General features: G+C 72.5%; 18 protein-coding genes and 1 pseudogene. 10 read left to right on the plus strand and 9 right to left on the minus strand.

Annotated elements, in window-relative coordinates:
- The first annotated feature begins 41 nt into the window (after positions 1–41).
- Together ACZ5CW_RS32125 and ACZ5CW_RS32130 are read left to right on the plus strand one after the other, a co-directional pair.
- Positions 42–1,493: an aldehyde dehydrogenase gene (locus tag ACZ5CW_RS32125; protein WP_468607580.1), complete on the plus strand. Its 1,452-nt coding sequence runs from the start codon at positions 42–44 to the stop codon at positions 1,491–1,493.
- A 2-nt stretch (positions 1,494–1,495) separates the two neighbouring features.
- Positions 1,496–1,729 carry a ferredoxin gene (locus ACZ5CW_RS32130; RefSeq protein WP_468607582.1) on the plus strand — a complete coding sequence of 78 codons (234 nt, stop codon included), beginning with the start codon at positions 1,496–1,498 and terminating at the stop codon, positions 1,727–1,729.
- 78 nt (positions 1,730–1,807) lie between these two features.
- On the opposite strand, the gene ACZ5CW_RS32135 is transcribed toward ACZ5CW_RS32130, so the two are convergent.
- Complete coding sequence (locus ACZ5CW_RS32135; RefSeq protein ID WP_468607584.1) at positions 1,808–2,440, minus strand: TetR family transcriptional regulator; 633 nt, start codon at positions 2,438–2,440, stop codon at positions 1,808–1,810.
- A gap of 220 nt (positions 2,441–2,660) precedes the next feature.
- Between ACZ5CW_RS32135 and ACZ5CW_RS32140 the strand changes: the two genes are divergently transcribed.
- The 3 genes from ACZ5CW_RS32140 to ACZ5CW_RS32150 are packed head-to-tail and all read left to right on the plus strand — an operon-like array spanning position 2,661 to position 5,850.
- Entirely contained in the window at positions 2,661–4,037 is a 1,377-nt protein-coding gene (locus tag ACZ5CW_RS32140) for a glycosyltransferase family 4 protein (protein ID WP_468607586.1), read from the plus strand.
- Positions 4,031–4,783 (plus strand): class I SAM-dependent methyltransferase, encoded by a 753-nt coding sequence (locus ACZ5CW_RS32145; RefSeq protein ID WP_468607588.1) that lies wholly within the window; start codon positions 4,031–4,033, stop codon positions 4,781–4,783. The genes ACZ5CW_RS32140 and ACZ5CW_RS32145 overlap by 7 nt, the downstream gene beginning before the upstream one ends.
- Positions 4,780–5,850: a prenyltransferase/squalene oxidase repeat-containing protein gene (locus ACZ5CW_RS32150; RefSeq protein ID WP_468607590.1), complete on the plus strand. Its 1,071-nt coding sequence runs from the start codon at positions 4,780–4,782 to the stop codon at positions 5,848–5,850. Before ACZ5CW_RS32145 ends, ACZ5CW_RS32150 begins: the two co-directional genes overlap by 4 nt.
- Before the next feature lie 44 nt (positions 5,851–5,894).
- On the opposite strand, the gene ACZ5CW_RS32155 is transcribed toward ACZ5CW_RS32150, so the two are convergent.
- Complete coding sequence (locus tag ACZ5CW_RS32155) at positions 5,895–6,188, minus strand: hypothetical protein (RefSeq protein WP_468607592.1); 294 nt, start codon at positions 6,186–6,188, stop codon at positions 5,895–5,897.
- 126 nt (positions 6,189–6,314) lie between these two features.
- On the opposite strand from ACZ5CW_RS32155, the gene ACZ5CW_RS32160 reads away from it, so the two are divergent.
- Positions 6,315–6,887, plus strand: coding sequence for a hypothetical protein (locus ACZ5CW_RS32160; RefSeq protein ID WP_468607594.1), 573 nt, complete (start codon positions 6,315–6,317; stop codon positions 6,885–6,887).
- A gap of 50 nt (positions 6,888–6,937) precedes the next feature.
- Here the strand turns inward: ACZ5CW_RS32160 and ACZ5CW_RS32165 are convergent, their stop codons facing one another.
- The 5 genes from ACZ5CW_RS32165 to ACZ5CW_RS32185 form a co-directional block, all read right to left on the minus strand.
- A complete protein-coding gene (locus ACZ5CW_RS32165; protein ID WP_468607596.1) occupies positions 6,938–7,948 on the minus strand; it encodes an LLM class F420-dependent oxidoreductase in 1,011 nt (336 codons plus the stop codon).
- 107 nt (positions 7,949–8,055) lie between these two features.
- Positions 8,056–8,880, minus strand: a complete 825-nt coding sequence (locus ACZ5CW_RS32170) for a hypothetical protein (protein WP_468607830.1) — start codon at positions 8,878–8,880, stop codon at positions 8,056–8,058.
- An 83-nt stretch (positions 8,881–8,963) separates the two neighbouring features.
- Positions 8,964–9,935 carry an N-acetylmuramoyl-L-alanine amidase gene (locus tag ACZ5CW_RS32175; protein WP_468607598.1) on the minus strand — a complete coding sequence of 324 codons (972 nt, stop codon included), beginning with the start codon at positions 9,933–9,935 and terminating at the stop codon, positions 8,964–8,966.
- A gap of 40 nt (positions 9,936–9,975) precedes the next feature.
- Positions 9,976–10,626 carry a class I SAM-dependent methyltransferase gene (locus ACZ5CW_RS32180; protein WP_468607600.1) on the minus strand — a complete coding sequence of 217 codons (651 nt, stop codon included), beginning with the start codon at positions 10,624–10,626 and terminating at the stop codon, positions 9,976–9,978.
- A 212-nt stretch (positions 10,627–10,838) separates the two neighbouring features.
- The gene (locus ACZ5CW_RS32185) at positions 10,839–12,581 is read right to left on the minus strand and encodes an MFS transporter (protein WP_468607602.1); all 1,743 of its coding nucleotides are present in this window, start codon (positions 12,579–12,581) and stop codon (positions 10,839–10,841) included.
- 163 nt (positions 12,582–12,744) lie between these two features.
- Between ACZ5CW_RS32185 and ACZ5CW_RS32190 the strand changes: the two genes are divergently transcribed.
- The 4 genes and pseudogenes from ACZ5CW_RS32190 to ACZ5CW_RS32205 all read left to right on the plus strand — a co-directional run bounded on the left by ACZ5CW_RS32190 (position 12,745) and on the right by ACZ5CW_RS32205 (position 15,837).
- The gene (locus ACZ5CW_RS32190) at positions 12,745–13,932 is read left to right on the plus strand and encodes a lipid-transfer protein (protein WP_468607832.1); all 1,188 of its coding nucleotides are present in this window, start codon (positions 12,745–12,747) and stop codon (positions 13,930–13,932) included.
- Between the two features lie 71 nt (positions 13,933–14,003).
- Positions 14,004–15,413: an MFS transporter gene (locus ACZ5CW_RS32195; RefSeq protein WP_468607604.1), complete on the plus strand. Its 1,410-nt coding sequence runs from the start codon at positions 14,004–14,006 to the stop codon at positions 15,411–15,413.
- 50 nt (positions 15,414–15,463) lie between these two features.
- Positions 15,464–15,592 (plus strand): annotated as a pseudogene (locus ACZ5CW_RS32200) (sigma factor); the annotation flags it as partial.
- 35 nt (positions 15,593–15,627) lie between these two features.
- Positions 15,628–15,837: a hypothetical protein gene (locus ACZ5CW_RS32205; protein WP_468607844.1), complete on the plus strand. Its 210-nt coding sequence runs from the start codon at positions 15,628–15,630 to the stop codon at positions 15,835–15,837.
- A gap of 27 nt (positions 15,838–15,864) precedes the next feature.
- On the opposite strand, the gene ACZ5CW_RS32210 is transcribed toward ACZ5CW_RS32205, so the two are convergent.
- Positions 15,865–16,506 (minus strand): response regulator, encoded by a 642-nt coding sequence (locus ACZ5CW_RS32210; protein WP_468607606.1) that lies wholly within the window; start codon positions 16,504–16,506, stop codon positions 15,865–15,867.
- A gap of 122 nt (positions 16,507–16,628) precedes the next feature.
- The gene (locus ACZ5CW_RS32215; RefSeq protein ID WP_468607608.1) at positions 16,629–17,162 is read right to left on the minus strand and encodes a putative immunity protein; all 534 of its coding nucleotides are present in this window, start codon (positions 17,160–17,162) and stop codon (positions 16,629–16,631) included.
- Positions 17,163–17,242 lie beyond the last annotated feature (80 nt).

Raw genomic sequence — 17,242 nt, forward strand, 5'->3', positions numbered from 1 at the left:
ACTGCGTCAGAAACAGGCGGTGCGGCGGGAGGCGGGCGGGCATGACCGGGCTTGTGGAACACGGGCAGCTGTTCATCGGCGGGGAGTTGGCCGATCCCCTCGGCGAGGACGTCATCGAGGTGGTGTCCCCGCACACCGAGGAGGTCATCGGCCGGGTGCCGCACGCCTCCCGGCAGGACGTCGACCGGGCCGTGGCCGTCGCGCGCCGCGCCTTCGACGAGGGGTCCTGGCCGCGCGCGACGCTGGAGGAGCGGATCGAGGTCGTCACGCGCATCAAGGACGGCATCCTCGCCCGGCACGAGGAGATCGCCCGGGTGATCTCCTCCGAGAACGGCTCCCCGTACTCCTGGAGCGTCCTCGCCCAGGCGCTCGGCGCGATGATGGTGTGGGACACGGCGATCCGGGTCGCCCGGGACTTCACCTACGAGGAGCGCCGCGACGGCGTCCTCGGCCCGATCCTCGTCCGCCGTGAACCGGTCGGCGTGGTCGCCGCCGTCGTCCCGTGGAACGTCCCGCAGTTCGTCGCGGCCGCCAAGCTCGCCCCCGCGCTGCTGACCGGCTGCACGGTCGTCCTCAAGCCGTCCCCGGAGTCCCCGCTGGACGCGTACCTGCTCGGCGAGATCGCGCGTGAGGCCGGTCTGCCGGAGGGTGTCCTGTCGATCCTCCCCGCCGACCGTGAGGTCAGCGAGTACCTGGTCGGGCACCCCGGCGTCGACAAGGTGTCCTTCACCGGCTCGGTCGCGGCGGGCAGGCGGGTGATGGAGGTGGCGGCCCGCAACCTCACCCGGGTCACCCTCGAGCTGGGCGGCAAGTCGGCGGCGGTCGTGCTGCCCGACGCGGACGTGTCGGCGGCGGTCGCGGGCATCGTCCCGGCGGCCTGGATGAACAACGGCCAGGCGTGCGTGGCCCAGACCCGCATCCTCCTCCCGCGCGCCCGCTACGACGAGTTCGCGGACGCCTTCGCACAGGCCGCGAGCGCGCTCAGGACCGGCGACCCGCTCGACCCGGCCACCCAGGTCGGCCCGCTGGTCGCCCGGCGCCAGCAGCAGCGCAACCTCGACTACATCCGGATCGGCCAGGAGGAGGGCGCCAAGATCCTCACCGGCGGCGGCCGTCCCGCGGGCCTGGAGCGCGGCTGGTACGTCGAACCGACCCTCTTCGGCGACGTCGACAACTCCATGCGGATCGCCCGTGAGGAGATCTTCGGCCCGGTCATCTGCCTGCTGCCGTACGGCGACGAGCAGGAGGCCGTGAAGATCGCCAACGACTCCGAGTACGGCCTGTCCGGCAGCGTCTGGACGGCCGACGTCGAGCACGGCATCGAGGTCGCCCGGCAGGTCCGTACCGGTACCTACTCCGTCAACACCTTCAGCCTGGACATGCTCGGCCCGTTCGGCGGCTACAAGAACTCCGGCCTCGGGCGGGAGTTCGGTCCCGAGGGCTACGGCGAGTACCTCGAGCACAAGATGATCCACCTGCCGGCGGGGGCGTAGGAATGGGCGACCGCTGGCACGTCGAGGTGGACCGCTCCGTGTGCATCGGCTCCGCCCAGTGCCTCCACCACGCCCCCGACGGCTTCCGCCTCGACTCCGCCCGCCAGTCCCACCCCGCCGAGCCGGACACCGACGCGAGCGAACAGCTCCTGGAGGCGGCCGAGAGCTGCCCGGTGGAGGCCATAGTGATCACCTTGCTGGGCAACGGCGAGCCGGTGTTCCCACCGGAGGAGTAGGGGGGCGGGAGCAGGGTCACCGGGTTCCGGAAGGCTTGAGGGCTGTGGAACACGGTCGGGCAAGAGGCCCCAGCCGCGTCAGCGGGACGCCCCCGGCTCAGTCAGGTCGATCAGCCGGCACACCGTTTCGATGTCTATCTTCACCTGGGCGATGGAGGCGCGGCCGGAGAGCCAGGTGATGAGGGCCGAGTGCCAGGTGTGTTCGATGACCCGGACCGCCGAGAGCTGCTCGGGGGTCGGATGCTCCAGGCCCATCGCGTCCAGGATGATCACGGTCGTCTGCCGGGACACCTGGTCGACCTCGGGGGAGACGCTGCGGTCGGCGAAGGTGAGCGCGCGGACCATCGCGTCGGCCAGGTGCGGCTCGCGCTGCAGGGCGCGGAAGGCCCGCATCAGGGTCTCCGCGACGCGCTGGGCCGCCGTGTCGCCGGCCGGGGGCTTCTTCCGCAGGGTGCCGTGCATGTGCTCCAGCTGGTCCTGCATGGTCGCCACCAGCAGGTGCACCTTGGACGGGAAATAGCGGTAGAGGGTGCCGAGGGCCACCTGGGAGGACTCGGCGACCTCGCGCATCTGCACGGCGTCGAAACCGCCCCGGCTGGCCAGCTGCGCGCTCGCGTGCAGGATCCTGCGGCGACGGGCCTCCTGCCGCTCGGTGAGCGGGGACGAGGAGGGCCGGTCCGTACTGGCTTGCAGTTTGGATTCCGCAGGCATGGGTCCCGTTCCGTGACAGTCGGTGAGGGCGTCTGTAGGGCACGTGATCAGACAGCGCGGCAGGGCGGCCGGCCGTGGCGTGAATCACCTGATCCACTGGTCACAGCGCCCCTACCTGCCGGTAGATTCAGAGCCTCTTGAACGATCAAGTCTGAAACTTGTTCTAGATTAGCGTCCCGTCGTAGTCTCGCGGGACAGTGCAGGCAGAAGGGGGCACGGAGTGACCGCTGAGGCCCGGGAAGCGGGTGCCCAGGAGGACCCCGCAGCCGACGGCGAGCGACCGCTCGACATCGCGCTCCTCACCTATAAGGGGAACCCGTTCTGCGGCGGACAGGGTGTCTACGTACGGCATCTCTCCCGTGAGCTGGCCCGCCTCGGCCACCGGGTCGAGGTCATCGGCTCCCAGCCGTACCCCGTCATCGACGAGGGTTACCCCGACCTCACCCTGACCGAGCTGCCCAGCCTCGACCTCTACCGCCAGCCCGACCCCTTCCGCACCCCCGGACGGGACGAGTACCGGGACTGGGTCGACGCCCTCGAGGTCGCCACGATGTGGACCGGCGGCTTTCCCGAGCCGCTGACCTTCTCGCTGCGCGCCCGCCGCCATCTGCGTGCCCGCCGCGGCGAGTTCGACGTCGTCCACGACAACCAGACCCTCGGCTACGGCCTGTTGGGCGACATCGGCGCGCCCCTGGTCACCACGATCCACCACCCCATCACCGTCGACCGGCAGCTGGAGCTGGACGCGGCCGACACCTGGCAGCGCCGCTACTCGGTGCGCCGCTGGTACGCCTTCACCCGGATGCAGAAGCGCGTCGCCCGCCGCCTGCCCTCGGTCCTCACCGTCTCCGGCACCTCCCGCCAGGAGATCGTGGACCACCTCGGCGTCCGCACCGACCGCGTCCACGTGGTCCACATCGGCGCCGACACCGACCTGTTCGCGCCGAATCCGGCCGTCCCCGAGGTCCCCGGCCGGATCGTCACCACCTCCAGCGCCGACGTGCCCCTCAAGGGCCTGGTCTTCCTCGTGGAGGCGCTGGCCAAGGTGCGCACCGAGCACCCGGCCGCCCATCTCGTCGTCGTCGGCAAACGCCCGACCGAGGGCCCGGTCGCCCAGGCCGTCGAACGCTACGGCCTCGACGGCGCCGTCGAGTTCGTCAAGGGCATCTCCGACGCCGAACTGGTCGACCTGACCCGCTCCGCCGAGGTCGCCTGCGTGCCCTCCCTGTACGAGGGCTTCTCGCTGCCCGCCGCCGAGGCCATGGCCACCGGCACCCCGCTGGTCGCCACCACCGGCGGCGCCATCCCGGAGGTCGCCGGCCGCGACGGCGAGACCTGCCTGGCCGTGCCGCCCGGCGACGCGGGGGCGCTGGCCGCCGCGCTCGGCCGGTTGCTGGGGGACGCCGGCCTGCGGGCGCGGCTCGGTGCGGCGGGCCGGGAACGGGTGCTGCGCCACTTCACCTGGGCCCGCGCCGCGGAGGGGACGGTGGCCCGCTACCGCGAGGCGATCGGCCGGTCCGCGGCTCAGAACCCCGGCCGCCCGGCGGCCGCAGCGACTGTTGCAGGAATCTCTCCCGAAAGCAGGGCCACGTGCTGACCGTCGACTTCTCCCGGTTCCCGCTCGCCCCCGGCGACCGTGTCCTGGACCTCGGCTGCGGGGCCGGCCGGCACGCCTTCGAGTGTTACCGGCGCGGCGCCCAGGTCGTGGCCCTCGACCAGAACGGTGAGGAGATCCGCGAGGTCGCCAAGTGGTTCGCGGCGATGAAGGAGGCCGGCGAGGCCCCCGAGGGCGCCACCGCGACGGCGATGGAGGGCGACGCGCTGGCCCTCCCCTTCCCGGACGAGTCCTTCGACGTCGTCATCATCTCCGAGGTCATGGAGCACATCCCCGACGACAAGGGCGTGCTCGCCGAGATGGTCCGGGTGCTCAGGCCCGGTGGCCGCATCGCCGTCACCGTGCCGCGCTACGGCCCCGAGAAGGTCTGCTGGACGCTGTCCGACGCCTACCACGAGGTCGAGGGCGGCCACATCCGCATATACAAGGCCGACGAACTGGTCGCGAAGATCCGTGAGGCGGGCCTGAAGCCCTACGGCAGCCACCACGCGCACGCCCTGCACTCGCCGTACTGGTGGCTGAAGTGCGCCTTCGGCGTCGACAACGACAAGGCGCTGCCCGTGCGGGCGTACCACAAGCTGCTGGTCTGGGACATCATGAAGAAGCCGCTCGCCACCCGGGTCGCCGAGCAGGCGCTGAACCCGCTGATCGGCAAGAGCTTCGTGGTCTACGCGACCAAGCCGCATCTGCCCCGGCTCACCGAGACCTCCGAGGCGGCCGCCCAGTGACCACCCCCCGGACAGAACACCTCGTCCTGCCCGGGGTCCTCACCGCCGAGCAGGCCGCCGCGACCGTCCGCGGCATCCTCGCCGCGCAGCGGGAGGACGGGGCGATCCCGTGGTTCCGCGGGCACCACCTCGACCCGTGGGACCACACCGAGGCCGCCATGGCCCTGGACGCGGCCGGTGAGCACGAGGCCGCCGAGCGGGCGTACACCTGGCTCGCCACCCACCAGAACGAGGACGGCTCCTGGTACGCCGCCTATGCCGACGGCGCCCACGACGACGTCACCGACCGCGCCCGCGAGTCGAACTTCGTCGCCTACATAGCCGTCGGCGTGTGGCACCACTACCTCTCCACCGGCGACGACACGTTCCTGGACCGCATGTGGCCGTGCGTCTACGCGGCCGTGGAATGGGTGCTGGCGCTGCAGCAGCCCGGCGGGCAGATCGGCTGGCGCCGCGAGGACGACGGCACACCGACGGCGGACGCGCTGCTGACGGGCAGCTCCTCCATCCACCAGGCGCTGCGCTGCGCCCTGGCGATCGCCGAGGAGCGCGAAGAGCCCCAGCCGGACTGGGAGTTGGCGGTCGGAGCGCTGCGGCACGCCATCCGCAGGCACCCCGAGCGCTTCCTGGACAAGGACCGCTACTCGATGGACTGGTACTACCCGGTCCTCGGTGGCGCGCTGACCGGCACGGAGGCCAAGGCCCGCATCGAGGAGTCCTGGGACCGGTTCGTCGTCCCCGGACTCGGCGTGCGCTGCGTGGTCCCCAACCCCTGGGTGACCGGCGGCGAGTCCAGCGAGCTGGCCCTGGCCCTGTGGGCGATGGGCGAGTCCGACCGCGCCCTGGAGGTCCTGCAGTCCATCCAGCACCTGCGCGATCCCGAGTCCGGCCTGTACTGGACCGGCTACGTCTTCGAGGACGGCGCGATCTGGCCCCGCGAGCTGACCACCTGGACGGCCGGCTCCCTCCTCCTCGCCGTGGCCGCACTCGGCGGCCACGACGCCACCTGCGCGGTCTTCGGCGGTGAACACCTGCCGGCCGGCCTGGCTCCCGACTGCTCCCACTAGGGGGTTTCGTTTCCGAACGGAGCCCCCCTGGGCCCCCGTGGGGCTCAGTGGCGGTGCATGCGGTTGGCGATGGCGTGACCGATGAAGAGGTAGACCACGGCGGCGAGGCCGTAGCCCGCGACCACCCGGGCCCAGGCCTCGTCGAAGGTGAAGAGGTCGTGGGACCAGCCCGCCAGCCAGGAGGCGGCGTCGTGGACGAACTGGACCAGGCTGTTGGCCCGGTTCGCGTCCAGCAGGTACATCACGATCCACAGGCCGAGGATGAAGGCCATGATGTCGGCGACGACGGCTATGACCGTGCCGGCCTGATTCGCACTGTTGCGATATCGAGGGGACATACCTTCCGGATTGCCGGGCGGTGCGCGGTGAAACCCGAACGGTGTCCGCCAAGTGGCGCACACGGCCGCCCCGGGTGAGGCTTCCCGAGGAAGCAGACCACTCGGGGAGACACCTGCGGAGGACCCGTGCCCGTACCGATACGGCGCCTCGTCGTGGCGCTCACCCTGTGCTGCGCCCTGGTGGCCGGCACCGCCGCCTGCGGAGGCGGCGGGAAGACGACCAGCACGAAGACAGCCGCCCCGGCGACGGCCGCCGCCGACCAGGCCACTCCCAGCCCGACCACGTCCGCCGAACGCCAGAAGTTCGCCAAGACCCGGTTCGTGGCGAACGCGGGCCTCGCGGCCGGCGCCACCTACCAGTGGATCGTGAAGCCCTGGAAGGCGGGCAAGTTCAAGAAGGGCGCCAAGGGCCGCAAGCTGGCCCTGGTGAAGGCCGGTCTCGCCGGTGCCTTCGCCTACAACCGGCTCAAGGCGGCCCACAAGAACGCCCAGGGCGATCCGGCCCTCGCCAAGGCCCTCGCGCCGCTCACCGCGGGCATCGAGGCCCTGAAGAAACTGCCGGCCAAGCTCCGCAAGGGCGACGAGAACGCGGCGAACTCCTTCGACGACGTCATCAACCAGGTGAAGGACGCGGGCAAGAGCGCCGGCGCCCCGGTCAAGGACCAGGTGCCCTCGGCCTCCGAGCTGGCCAAGGGCTAGCGGGCTTCGCTCGGATCGGCCCGGGGCCGCCCTGAACCGAACGAAACCCCCTAGGAGTTCAGCTCCGCCAGCACCCGCAGGGTGTGCGGGTCCGGTGACAGGGCCAGCAGGTCCGTCACCGGGCCCTTGCGCCACAACTCCAGCCGCTCGGCGATGCGTTCGCGCGGACCCACCAGGGAGATCTCGTCGGCGAAGGCGTCCGGCACGGCCAGCACGGCCTCCTCCCGCCGCCCCGCCAGGAAGAGTTCCTGGATCCGCCGCGCCTCCTGCCCGTACCCCATGCGGGCCATCAGATCGGCGTGGAAGTTGTGGGCCGCGTGCCCCATCCCGCCGATGTAGAACCCGAGCATGGCCTTCACGGGAAGCAGTCCCTCGGCCACGTCCGCACACACCTTCACCCGGGCCATCGGAGCCACCAGGAACCCCTCGGGCAACTCCCGTACGACGTCCCCGTACACCTCGGGCCGGCTCGGCGCCCAGTACAGCGGAAGCCAGCCGTCGGCGATGCGGACGGTCTGGGCGACGTTCCTCGGCCCCTCGGCGCCGAGCAGCACGGGAAGGCCGGACCGCAGCGGGTGGGTGATCGACTTCAGGGGCTTGCCGAGACCGGTGCCGTCCGGCCCCCGGTACGGCAGCGGATGGAACCGCCCGTCCACCTGCGCCGGCGCCTGCCTGCGCAGCACCTGCCGGACGACGTCCACGTACTCCCGGGTCGCGGTCAGCGGCGACTTGGGGAACGGGCGGCCGTACCAGCCCTCCACCACCTGCGGCCCGGACAGCCCGAGGCCGAGCAGCACCCGCCCGCCGGAGAGGTGGTCCAGGGTGAGCGCGTGCATCGCGGTCGCGGCCGGTGAGCGGGCGGCCATCTGGGCCACGGCCGTTCCCAGCCTGATCGTCGACGTCCGCGCGGCGATCCAGGTCAACGGGGTGAAGGCGTCCGAGCCCCAGGACTCCGCCGTCCACACCGAGTGGTAGCCGAGCCGTTCCGCCTCCTGGGCGAGCGGCACCTGTCCGGCGTCCGGGCCGCGTCCCCAGTAGCCGAGTGCGAGACCGAGCCGCATACGTCTGCCTCCTGACGAACCGTCAGTTTCCGTACGGGGGGCCGACTGTACGACAACGGCCCCCCACCCGGAAGGGCGAGGGGCCGTCGTGCGGTGCGGCGTGCGGCTCAGCCGCGCTGGATGCCGGAGGTGTCCTGGAGGACGCCCCGGCGGCCGTCCTGGGTCTGGGCGACCAGCGCGGCGCCGCGCTGCTCGACGGCCAGGTACCAGGTGCCCGGCGCCAGTTCGGCGATCGGGTTGGTCGCGCCGTCCTCCGCGAACAGCGGGCGGGCCACCGGCACGGCGAACCAGAACGGCGAGAAGTCCCCGCCGGCCGGCTGCGGCGCCGGAGCACCCTGCGGGGCGGGAGCGCCCTGCGGGGCCGGCTGCGGCGCGAACGGCTGACCCGGCTGCGGCTGGGCACCGTACGGCTGCTGCGGCTGGGCACCCGGGTAGCCGTAACCCCCCTGCGGCTGGGCGCCGTAGGGCTGCGGGGCGGCCGGCTTGGGGGCCGAGACCAGCGCGGCCTGGAGCGCCGGGACGAGGGGCGTGGCGACGGCCGCGGCGGCCAGGATCAGGGCGGCGATGAGACCCAGGATGAGACCGGCGCCTGCGCCGACGTCGAACCTGCCGAAGTCGTCGCTGAAGGCGCCCAGCGGGTCGATGATCGACCAGAACGACGTCCAGGCGGCGAAGATCGTCAGGGCGACGCCCACCTGACCGAGGTCGAGGCCGACGACCTTGCGCGGCTGCGGCAGGGCACGGGCGACGACGATCAGGACCGCGCCGACGATGCCACCGACGTACATGCTCATCACCAGGCCGAGGTTGTCCCATGCGTTGGGAGAACCGTCGCCGGACTGGTCGAACGTGTGGAGGAACGACGCGATGAACAGCACCACCGCTGCTCCGATCACCACGCCATCGCCTCTAGTGAGGGAGCGGATATTCACTTCAGGTCCTTCGTAGGTCGTCTCGACGTCGGTAGACACTATCGTCCGCAAGATCCGGCTGTCCGACCGGTTCCGCCCGTCGGTCACGACTGACGCAGGAAACTCACGATTCCCTCAGAGATCCCTCGCGCCGCCTTCTGCCGCCAGGCGCCGCTGGTCAGCAGTGCCGCGTCCTTGTTATCGCGCATGTTGCCGCACTCGATGAACACCTTGGGAACTGTTGACAGATTGAGACCACCCAGGTCCGTACGTGTGACGAGACCGGTACCTCCGCCGAGGTAGTTGGAGGGCGGCTCACCGGTCTCGCGCACGAAGTTGCCCGCGACGCGCACCCCGAGGTCGTGGGAAGGGCGGACGATGTCCCGGGTGTCGGCGGCACCGGAGTGCACGGAGCCCGGCAGGATGACGTGGAAGCCGCGGTTGCCGGGCGCCGAGCCGTCGGCGTGCAGGGAGATGGCCGCGTCGGCGTGCGCCGCGTTCCCGTACCGGGCCCGCTGGTCCACGCACGGCCCCCAGGCCGGGCTGTCCCCGTCGTGCGTCAACTTCACCGTGGCGCCCTGCTGCTGGAGGAGCGTGCGCAGCCGGTGCGCCAGGTCCAGAGTGAACCGGGCTTCCGTGTAACCGGCGTTGGTGGACGTCCCGGTGGTGTCGCACTCCTTCCGGTTGGTCCCGATGTCCACCTGACGGTTGATCTCGGACGCGTGCTGGAAGTTGCCCGGGTTGTGGCCCGGGTCGATGACGACGACCTTGCCCTTGAGCGGCCCGGAGCCGGCGGGCGCCGCGGTCGGCGTCGCGGAGCCCGGCGAAGCCTGCTTGCCGTCGTCCGAGGGCGAGGCGGACCGGGTCGACGGGGAGGAGGACGCCGAGGCCGTGCGCGAGGCCGGGGCGGGGGAGGCCGTACGGTCCGAGCCGCCCGAACCGCCGCCGCCCACCGCCTCGTACACCATCCAGCCGAGCAGCGCGCCGGGCACCAGCGCGGCCAGCGCCACGGTCATCGGGCCGCGCCGGGACCGGCGCGGCTGCGGGGGATCGAAGTCGGGGCCTACGTACGACACGCTGCCACCTTAAGGGCCGCCGGCGCCCGGCCGCGGAATCTCAGATCCCCGGCCGCGTCCGGCGCAGCACCCGCAGCGAGCCCGTCGCCGAGATCTCGGTGAACGCCCCCGACTCCAGGGCCCGCAGGTAGACCCGGTACGGCGCCTGGCCGGTGAATTCGTCCTCGGGGTGCGGGAAGACGTCGTGGATGACCAGCAGCCCGTCCTCGGCGACATGGGGCGCCCAGCCCTCGTAGTCGGCGGTGGCGTGCTCGTCGGTGTGGCCGCCGTCGACGAAGACGAAGCCGAGCGGGGAGTTCCAGATCGCCGCGATCTGCGGGGAACGGCCGACCAGGGCGACCACGTGGTCCTCCAGGCCCGCCCTGAACAGCGTGCGGCGGAAGGCCGGCAGCGTGTCCATGAGACCGATCTCGGGGTCCACCGTCTCCGGGTCGTGGTAGTCCCAGCCGGGCTGCTGTTCCTCGCTGCCCCGGTGGTGGTCGACCGTCAGCACGGTGACGCCGGCCTCGCGGGCCGCGTCGGCGAGCAGGACGGTGGAGCGGCCACAGTACGTGCCGACCTCCAGCAGCGGCAGCCCCAGCCGCCCGGCCTCCACCGCCGCCGCGTACAGCGCCAGCCCTTCGTCCACGGGCATGAACCCCTTCGCCGCCTCGAACGCGGCCAGGATCTCGGGCTTGGGTGCGGCGGGCATCGGGCGCCTCTCGGTCGTACGGCTGTCTGGACGCCCATGCTGCCGCACCCCCTGTCGCCGGGGCGACAGGGGGTGCGGGGTGACGCGTCGAGGGGCGCGGGGACGTGCCGCCGTGCGGCTCCGCACGGGGGCGACACGCCGCGACGAGGCCGCGGACGCCGGAGGGCACAGCGCGAACCTCCGGTGGGCGCGTCGCCGCTCCCCGCGGAGCGCTACGCGCTGACCGTCTCCCCCGGAAGCGAGAGGTCCAGGTCCACCGTGTGGTCGTCGCCCGAGTGGGTCGCGGACGAGGCGAGCGGCCCGTGGCCGGCGGCCTTCGCGGCCACCACGTACGCGCCCTGCGCGGGAACGGCGAGGGCGTAGGAGCCGTCCTCCGCGGAGACGGCGGCGCCCGCCTGCCGGCCCCGGCGGTCGATCAGGGTGACCTTGGCCCGCGCCACCGGGGCGCCGTCTGCGTCCAGGACCCGGCCACGGAAGCCCCGCAGCACCTCTTCGGCGTGCTCCAGGGCGGCGTCCTCCTCGCTGCTCGCCCGCAGCTGCGTGTGCTGGGCCGGGCGGGCCGCGTTCGGCAGGAAGAAGGCCAGCAGCAGGCCCACCGCGACGGCGGCCGTGGCGATCAGGAACGAGACGCGGAAACCGTGCATGGTCGGGATCGCGACGCCGCCCACGTCGTTCGCCGTGTTGGCCAGCACCATGCCGATGACGGCGCTGGAGACGGACGTGCCGATGGACCGCATCAGGGTGTTCAGGCCGTTGGCCGCGCCGGTCTCCGAGGCCGGGACGGCCCCGACGATCAGTGCGGGCAGGGAGGAGTAGGCGAGGCCGATGCCCGCGCCGAGGACCACGGAGGTGACGATCGTCTGCCAGGCCGCGTCCATCAGGCCGAGGCCGCCGCCGTAGCCGATCGCGATGACCAGCAGGCCGATGACGAGGGTGGTCTTCGGGCCGTAGCGGGCGGACAGGCGGGCGTAGACGGGCGCCGTGAACATCATGGTCAGGCCGAGCGGGGCCACGCACAGACCCGCGACGACCATGGACTGGCCGAGGCCGTAGCCGGTCGCGGCGGGCAGCTGGAGCAGCTGGGGCAGGACGAGCGAGACGACGTAGAAGCTGACCCCGACCATGATCGAGGCGAGGTTGGTGAGCAGCACCTCGCGGCGGGCGGTGGTGCGCAGGTCGACCAGGGGCGCCTGGACGCGCAGCTCGTACACGCCCCACAGGAGGAGCACGACGACGGACGCGGCGAACAGGCCGAGCGTCGTACCGGAGGACCAGCCCCAGTCGCTGCCCTTGGTGATCGGCAGCAGGAGCAGCACCAGGCCGGTCGACAGGCCTATCGCGCCGAGCAGGTCGAAGGAGCCCTCGGCGCGCATCGGGGACTCGGGCACGACGAGAAGGGTGAGGGCGATCGCGAGCGCGCCGAGGCCCGCGGCGCCGTAGAACAGTGCGTGCCAGTTCGCGTGCTGCGCCACCAGGGCCGCTGCGGGAAGCGCCAGGCCGCCGCCGACGCCGATCGAGGAACTCATCAGGGCCATGGCCGAGCCGAGCTTCTCGCGCGGCAGCATGTCCCGCATCAGGCCGATGCCGAGCGGGATCGCGCCCATGGCGAAGCCCTGCAGGGTACGGCCCGCGATCATGGTGAGCAGCTCACTGGTGACCGCGCTGACCAGGGCGCCGACCACCATCACGGCGAGGCTGAGGATCAGCATCCGCCGCTTGCCGTACAGGTCGCCGAGCCGGCCCATGATCGGGGTGGCGACGGCGCCGGACAGGAGGGTCGAGGTCAGGACCCAGGTGGCGTTGCTGGGGGCGGTGTCCAGCAGCTGCGGCAGGTCCTTGATGACCGGCACGAGCAGGGTCTGCATCACCGCGACCACGATGCCGGCGAAGGCGAGCACCGGGACCACGGCTCCGCTCGCCCTCCGGTGGGGCTGGTCGGTCGTCGTGTGCGTCATTGAGTGGGGCCTCCCGCGTGGATAAGTGCCGGGTAAACCTCGTATGCACAGGCAACTATTCCGTTGCTTCGGGCCTCTAACGAATCCTTGACCATCTCATGGGATTCTGATCCGCCGTCAGGGATCTGGTGTGTCCATGGAACACGTTCTAATCTGGCGCGCCATGAAGGCCTATGTAGCCGGGGTCGGGATGACCCGCTTCGAGAAGCCCGAGACTCGTGAGTGGCAGTACTGGGACATGGTGCGGGAGGCGGGGAGCGCGGCGCTCAGGGATGCCGGGGTCACCTACACCGATGTGGAACAGGTTCCTGTCGGATACTGCTTCCAGCCCTCGACGGCCGGCCAGCGCGCCGCCTACGAACTCGGCCTCACCGGCATCCCCGTCTACAACGTCAACAACAACTGCGCGACCGGCGCCACCGCGCTCATGCTCGCCCGCCAGCTCGTCGAGGGCGGCGCCTGCGACTGCGTGCTGGCACTGGGCTTCGAGAAGATGAGGAAGGGCGCGCTCGGCTCCGGCGCGGAGGGCGGTGACTTCGCCACCTCCCCGGTCGCCCGGCACTACGGCGTCATGGCCGCCCGGCACGGCTTCGAGGCGACCCCGCCCACGGCGCAGATCTTCGGTGACGCGGCCCGCGAGCACATGGAGAAGTACGGCACGACCGAGGCGCAGTTCGCCGCGGTCGCCGCCAAGAACCACCGGCACTCCGCCCCCAACCCCTACGCCCAGTTCCGGGACGTGTACGACGTGGCCGACATCCTCGCCGCCCGCATGGTGCACCGGCCGCTCACCAAGCTCCAGTGCTCGCCGACCTCGGACGGGGCCGCGGCGGCCGTGGTGGTCTCCGAACGCTTCGCGCGGGACCGCTCGCTGACCGGCCTGGCCGAGATCGCCGGGCAGGCCATGACCACCGACACCGAGGAGTCCTTCGCCTCCGGCTCCTGCATCGACGTCGTCGGGCAGCCGATGTCGCGGCAGGCGGCGCGCCGGGCGTACGAGCGGTCCGGGCTGGGCATCGAGGACGTGGACGTGATCGAGCTGCACGACTGCTTCTCCGTCAACGAACTGCTCACCTACGAGGCGCTCGGCATGTGCGCGGCCGGCGAGTCCGGCGAACTCGTGGAGTCCGGCGCGACGACGTACGGCGGCCGCTGGGTGGTGAACCCCTCCGGCGGGCTCATCTCCAAGGGCCACCCGCTGGGCGCCACCGGCCTCGCGCAGACCGCCGAGCTGGTGTGGCAGCTGCGCGGCGAGGCGGGCGAGCGGCAGGTGCCGGGCGCACGGGTCGCCCTCGCGCACAACATCGGGCTGGGCGGCGCCGCGGTGGTGACGGTGCTGCGAGCGGCGTAGGCCATTGGTCGGACGGCTCCCCGCCGATATGCCGATGCAAGGACCGCATCCTGGTTGAGAGCATGACACCCATGCTCGAAGCCGCCCGCACCTCGCCCCCGGTGTCCCGCCGCCCCGCACCCGTGACCTGGCTCGTGGTGGCGCTGGCCTGCGTCGGACAGTTCCTCGTCGTACTCGACGTGTCCGTCGTGAACGTGGCCCTGCCCGCGATGCGGACCGACCTCGGGCTGAGCCCGTCGGGCCTGCAGTGGGTGGTGAACGCGTACGCCATCGCCTTCGCCGGCTTCATGCTGCTGGGCGGCCGGGCCGGCGACCTCTACGGCCGCAAGCGCATGTTCCTGGTCGGGCTCGGCCTGTTCACGCTGGCCTCGCTGGGCGGCGGCCTGGCCCAGGAGGGCGGGCAGCTGCTGCTGGCGCGGGCCGTGCAGGGGCTGGGCGCGGCGGTGCTCGCCCCTTCGACGCTGACCCTGGTGACCTCGGCGGTGCCCGAGGGCGCGGCACGGGCGCGGGCGATCGCCACCTGGACCGCGGTGGGCGCCGGCGGCGGAGCCGCGGGCAGCCTGGTCGGCGGGGCACTGGTGGAGCTGCTGTCCTGGCGGTGGGTGCTGCTGATCAACGTGCCGGTGGGCGCCGTGGTGCTGGCCGGCTCGGTGCGGTGGCTCGCGGAGAGCCGGGCCGGCGACCGGCGGCGCCCGGACCTGCCGGGCGCACTGCTGGTGACGGCGGGCCTCGCGACCCTGGCCTACGGCATCTCGCGCACGGAGACGGAGGGCTGGACGGCACCGGCCACGCTGCTGCCGCTGCTCGCCGGCCTGCTGCTGATAGGCCTGTTCCTGCTGGTCGAGGCGCGTACGGCGGCCCCGCTGATGCCGCTCGGCCTGTTGCGGCTGCGCTCGGTGGCGTCGGCGAACACGGCGATGTTCGTGTCCGGCTCGGCGATGTTCTGCATGTGGTACTTCATGACGCTGTACGCCCAGAACGTACTCGGCTACTCGCCGCTGGAGGCCGGGTTCGCCCTCGTGCCCAGCTCGCTGGCCGTGGTCGCCGGCTCCAAGCTGGCGCCGCGTCTGATGCGGCGGGCAGGCGCACGGAACGTGGCGGTGGCGGGCACACTGACGGCCGCGGCAGGCTTCGGCTGGCAGTCCACGATGGGCGCGCACGAGGCCTACCTCACCGCGATCATGATCCCCGGCATCCTGATGATGCTCGGCGCGGGCCTGGCCACGACCCCGCTCGCCGCACTGGCGACGTCGGGGGCCGCTCCGGACGAGGCCGGCGTGGTGTCGGGGCTGGTCAACACCTCACGCACCATGGGTGGTTCGCTGGGGCTCGCCGTGATGTCGACCGTCGCCGCCACCGGGACGGGCGGCGGGGAAGGCCCCGAGGCGCTGACGGACGGCTACGCGCTGGCCTTCCGCACCAGCACGGCCGTGCTGCTGGGCGGGGCGGTCCTGATCCGGGTGTGGCTGCCGCGGAAGTGAACGGCTCGGCCGCCGTCGAAGCGGGCGGCCGGAAAAAAACTCTCCGGGTCATGGTCGGCCGCCGGCCGCGGCTGATGCGTACGGCGTTTCTCCTCACGGGAGAACAGCACGCCGCCGAGGACCTGGTCCAGACGACGCTCGAACAGGTCTACGCGGCCTGGCGCAGGGTCGGCGCCGCCTGGGAGAGAACGGCTCCACGGGCTCCTACCGCCTGGTGGTCGGCAAGGTCGCCAGGACGGCCCGGGAGGTCACCTGCACCTGGAAGGACGGCAGGACGACCGTGGCCCGCCCGGCAGGATCCGCGCCCGCCGCCCACGACGGCTCGTCGCTGATCCGGCCGGTCGCCGGCTACCCCGGGGCGAACTGGTTCGTGTGCGCCGGTCCGGCCGGGGCGACCTACAAGGACTCCGAGGTCACGCGGTAGGTCCGGCGCGGGGGCCTTCGGGGGCGGCTACAGCCAGCCCTGTTGCCGGGCCTCCCGCACCGCCTCCGCCCGGTTCCGGGTCCCTGTCTTGCCGATCGCCGAGGACAGGTAGTTGCGGACGGTCGACTCGGACAGATGGAGCCGCCCGGCGACGTCGGCGACCGTCGCCCCGTCCACCGACGCCTTCAGCACCTCGCACTCACGGGCCGTCAGCGGATTGGGCCCGGCGCTGAGCGCGGCGGCGGCCAGCGCCGGATCGACCACGGTCTCCCCGGTGAGCACCCGCCGGATCGCCGTGGCCAGCTCCTCCACCGGCCCGTCCTTGACGAGGAATCCGGCCGCCCCGGCCTCCAGGGCCCGGCGCAGATAACCGGGCCGGCCGAAGGTGGTGAGGATCAGCACCCGGCAGTCGGGCGCCTGCTCCCGCAGCTCGGCCGCCGCGTCCAGCCCGCTGGTGCCCGGCAGTTCGATGTCCAGCAGGGCGACGTCCGGACGGTGGGTGAGCACGCAGTCCACGATGGCCTCACCCGAGGACAGCTGGGCCACGACCTCGATGTCCTCCTCCATGCCGAGCAGCAGGGCGAGCGCGCCGCGCATCATGCCCTGGTCCTCGGCGAGCAGAACCCGGATGGACTTCACGGGCCGGCGCTCCCGGGGCAACTCGTTCATGCGCTCAGATTACGGCCGGGGCGCCGGCCCGGCGCCGGACCGGAACGCGGAACCTTCGCGCGTGGTGCGCGGTCCGCGCAGCGCGGCGCCAGGCGGCCGCCGGGCCGCCCCCTGATCGCCCCTCAGGGGCGCAGTGCGGCGTCGAGCTCGCGCATGAGTTCACCCACCCGGCCGCCGCCGGGAGGCGCGGCGGGCAGCCGGCCGAGCACCGCGCTGACCGCTGCCGGTGCGTGACGGCGCGCCCAGTCGAGGGTCCCCGCGGTGGCAGGCCGGTCGTCTCCGGCGGCCAGCTCCTCCGCCCGTGCCGCATGGGCCGCCGCGCCGAGGACGTGTCTCACCTGATGGGCGCTCGCAAGGGGATGAAGGTAGGCGGCACCGGCCGCGTGGCTCGCCGCACGTGCCGCGTCGACGGCGGCGGGGGGAGCGGCTTCCTGCGCCGCCCGGTACGCCGCCCACCCGCTCTGCCGCAGTGCCTGCGTACGCCTGCCGCCCCCGGCGAAGGCGCGCGCGGCGTCGACGGCGTCGCGGGGGCGCGGGTCGGCGGGAAGACTCCGTTCGTAGATCGACAGCACCCTGCGCGCGCACTCGGCCGCATAGCCCGTGATCTCCCGGAGTTCGTGTTCGCTCAGCTCGATCTTGTCCGCGTCGGTCGCCACGCCTCCATCCTGCCCCAGGAGTTGACGCCCACGGACGTCCCCTCCTCACGGTCTGCGCGCCGGTGACCGCGGCGGACGAC

It is taken from the genome of Streptomyces sp. NPDC031379 (genome assembly GCF_055569615.1).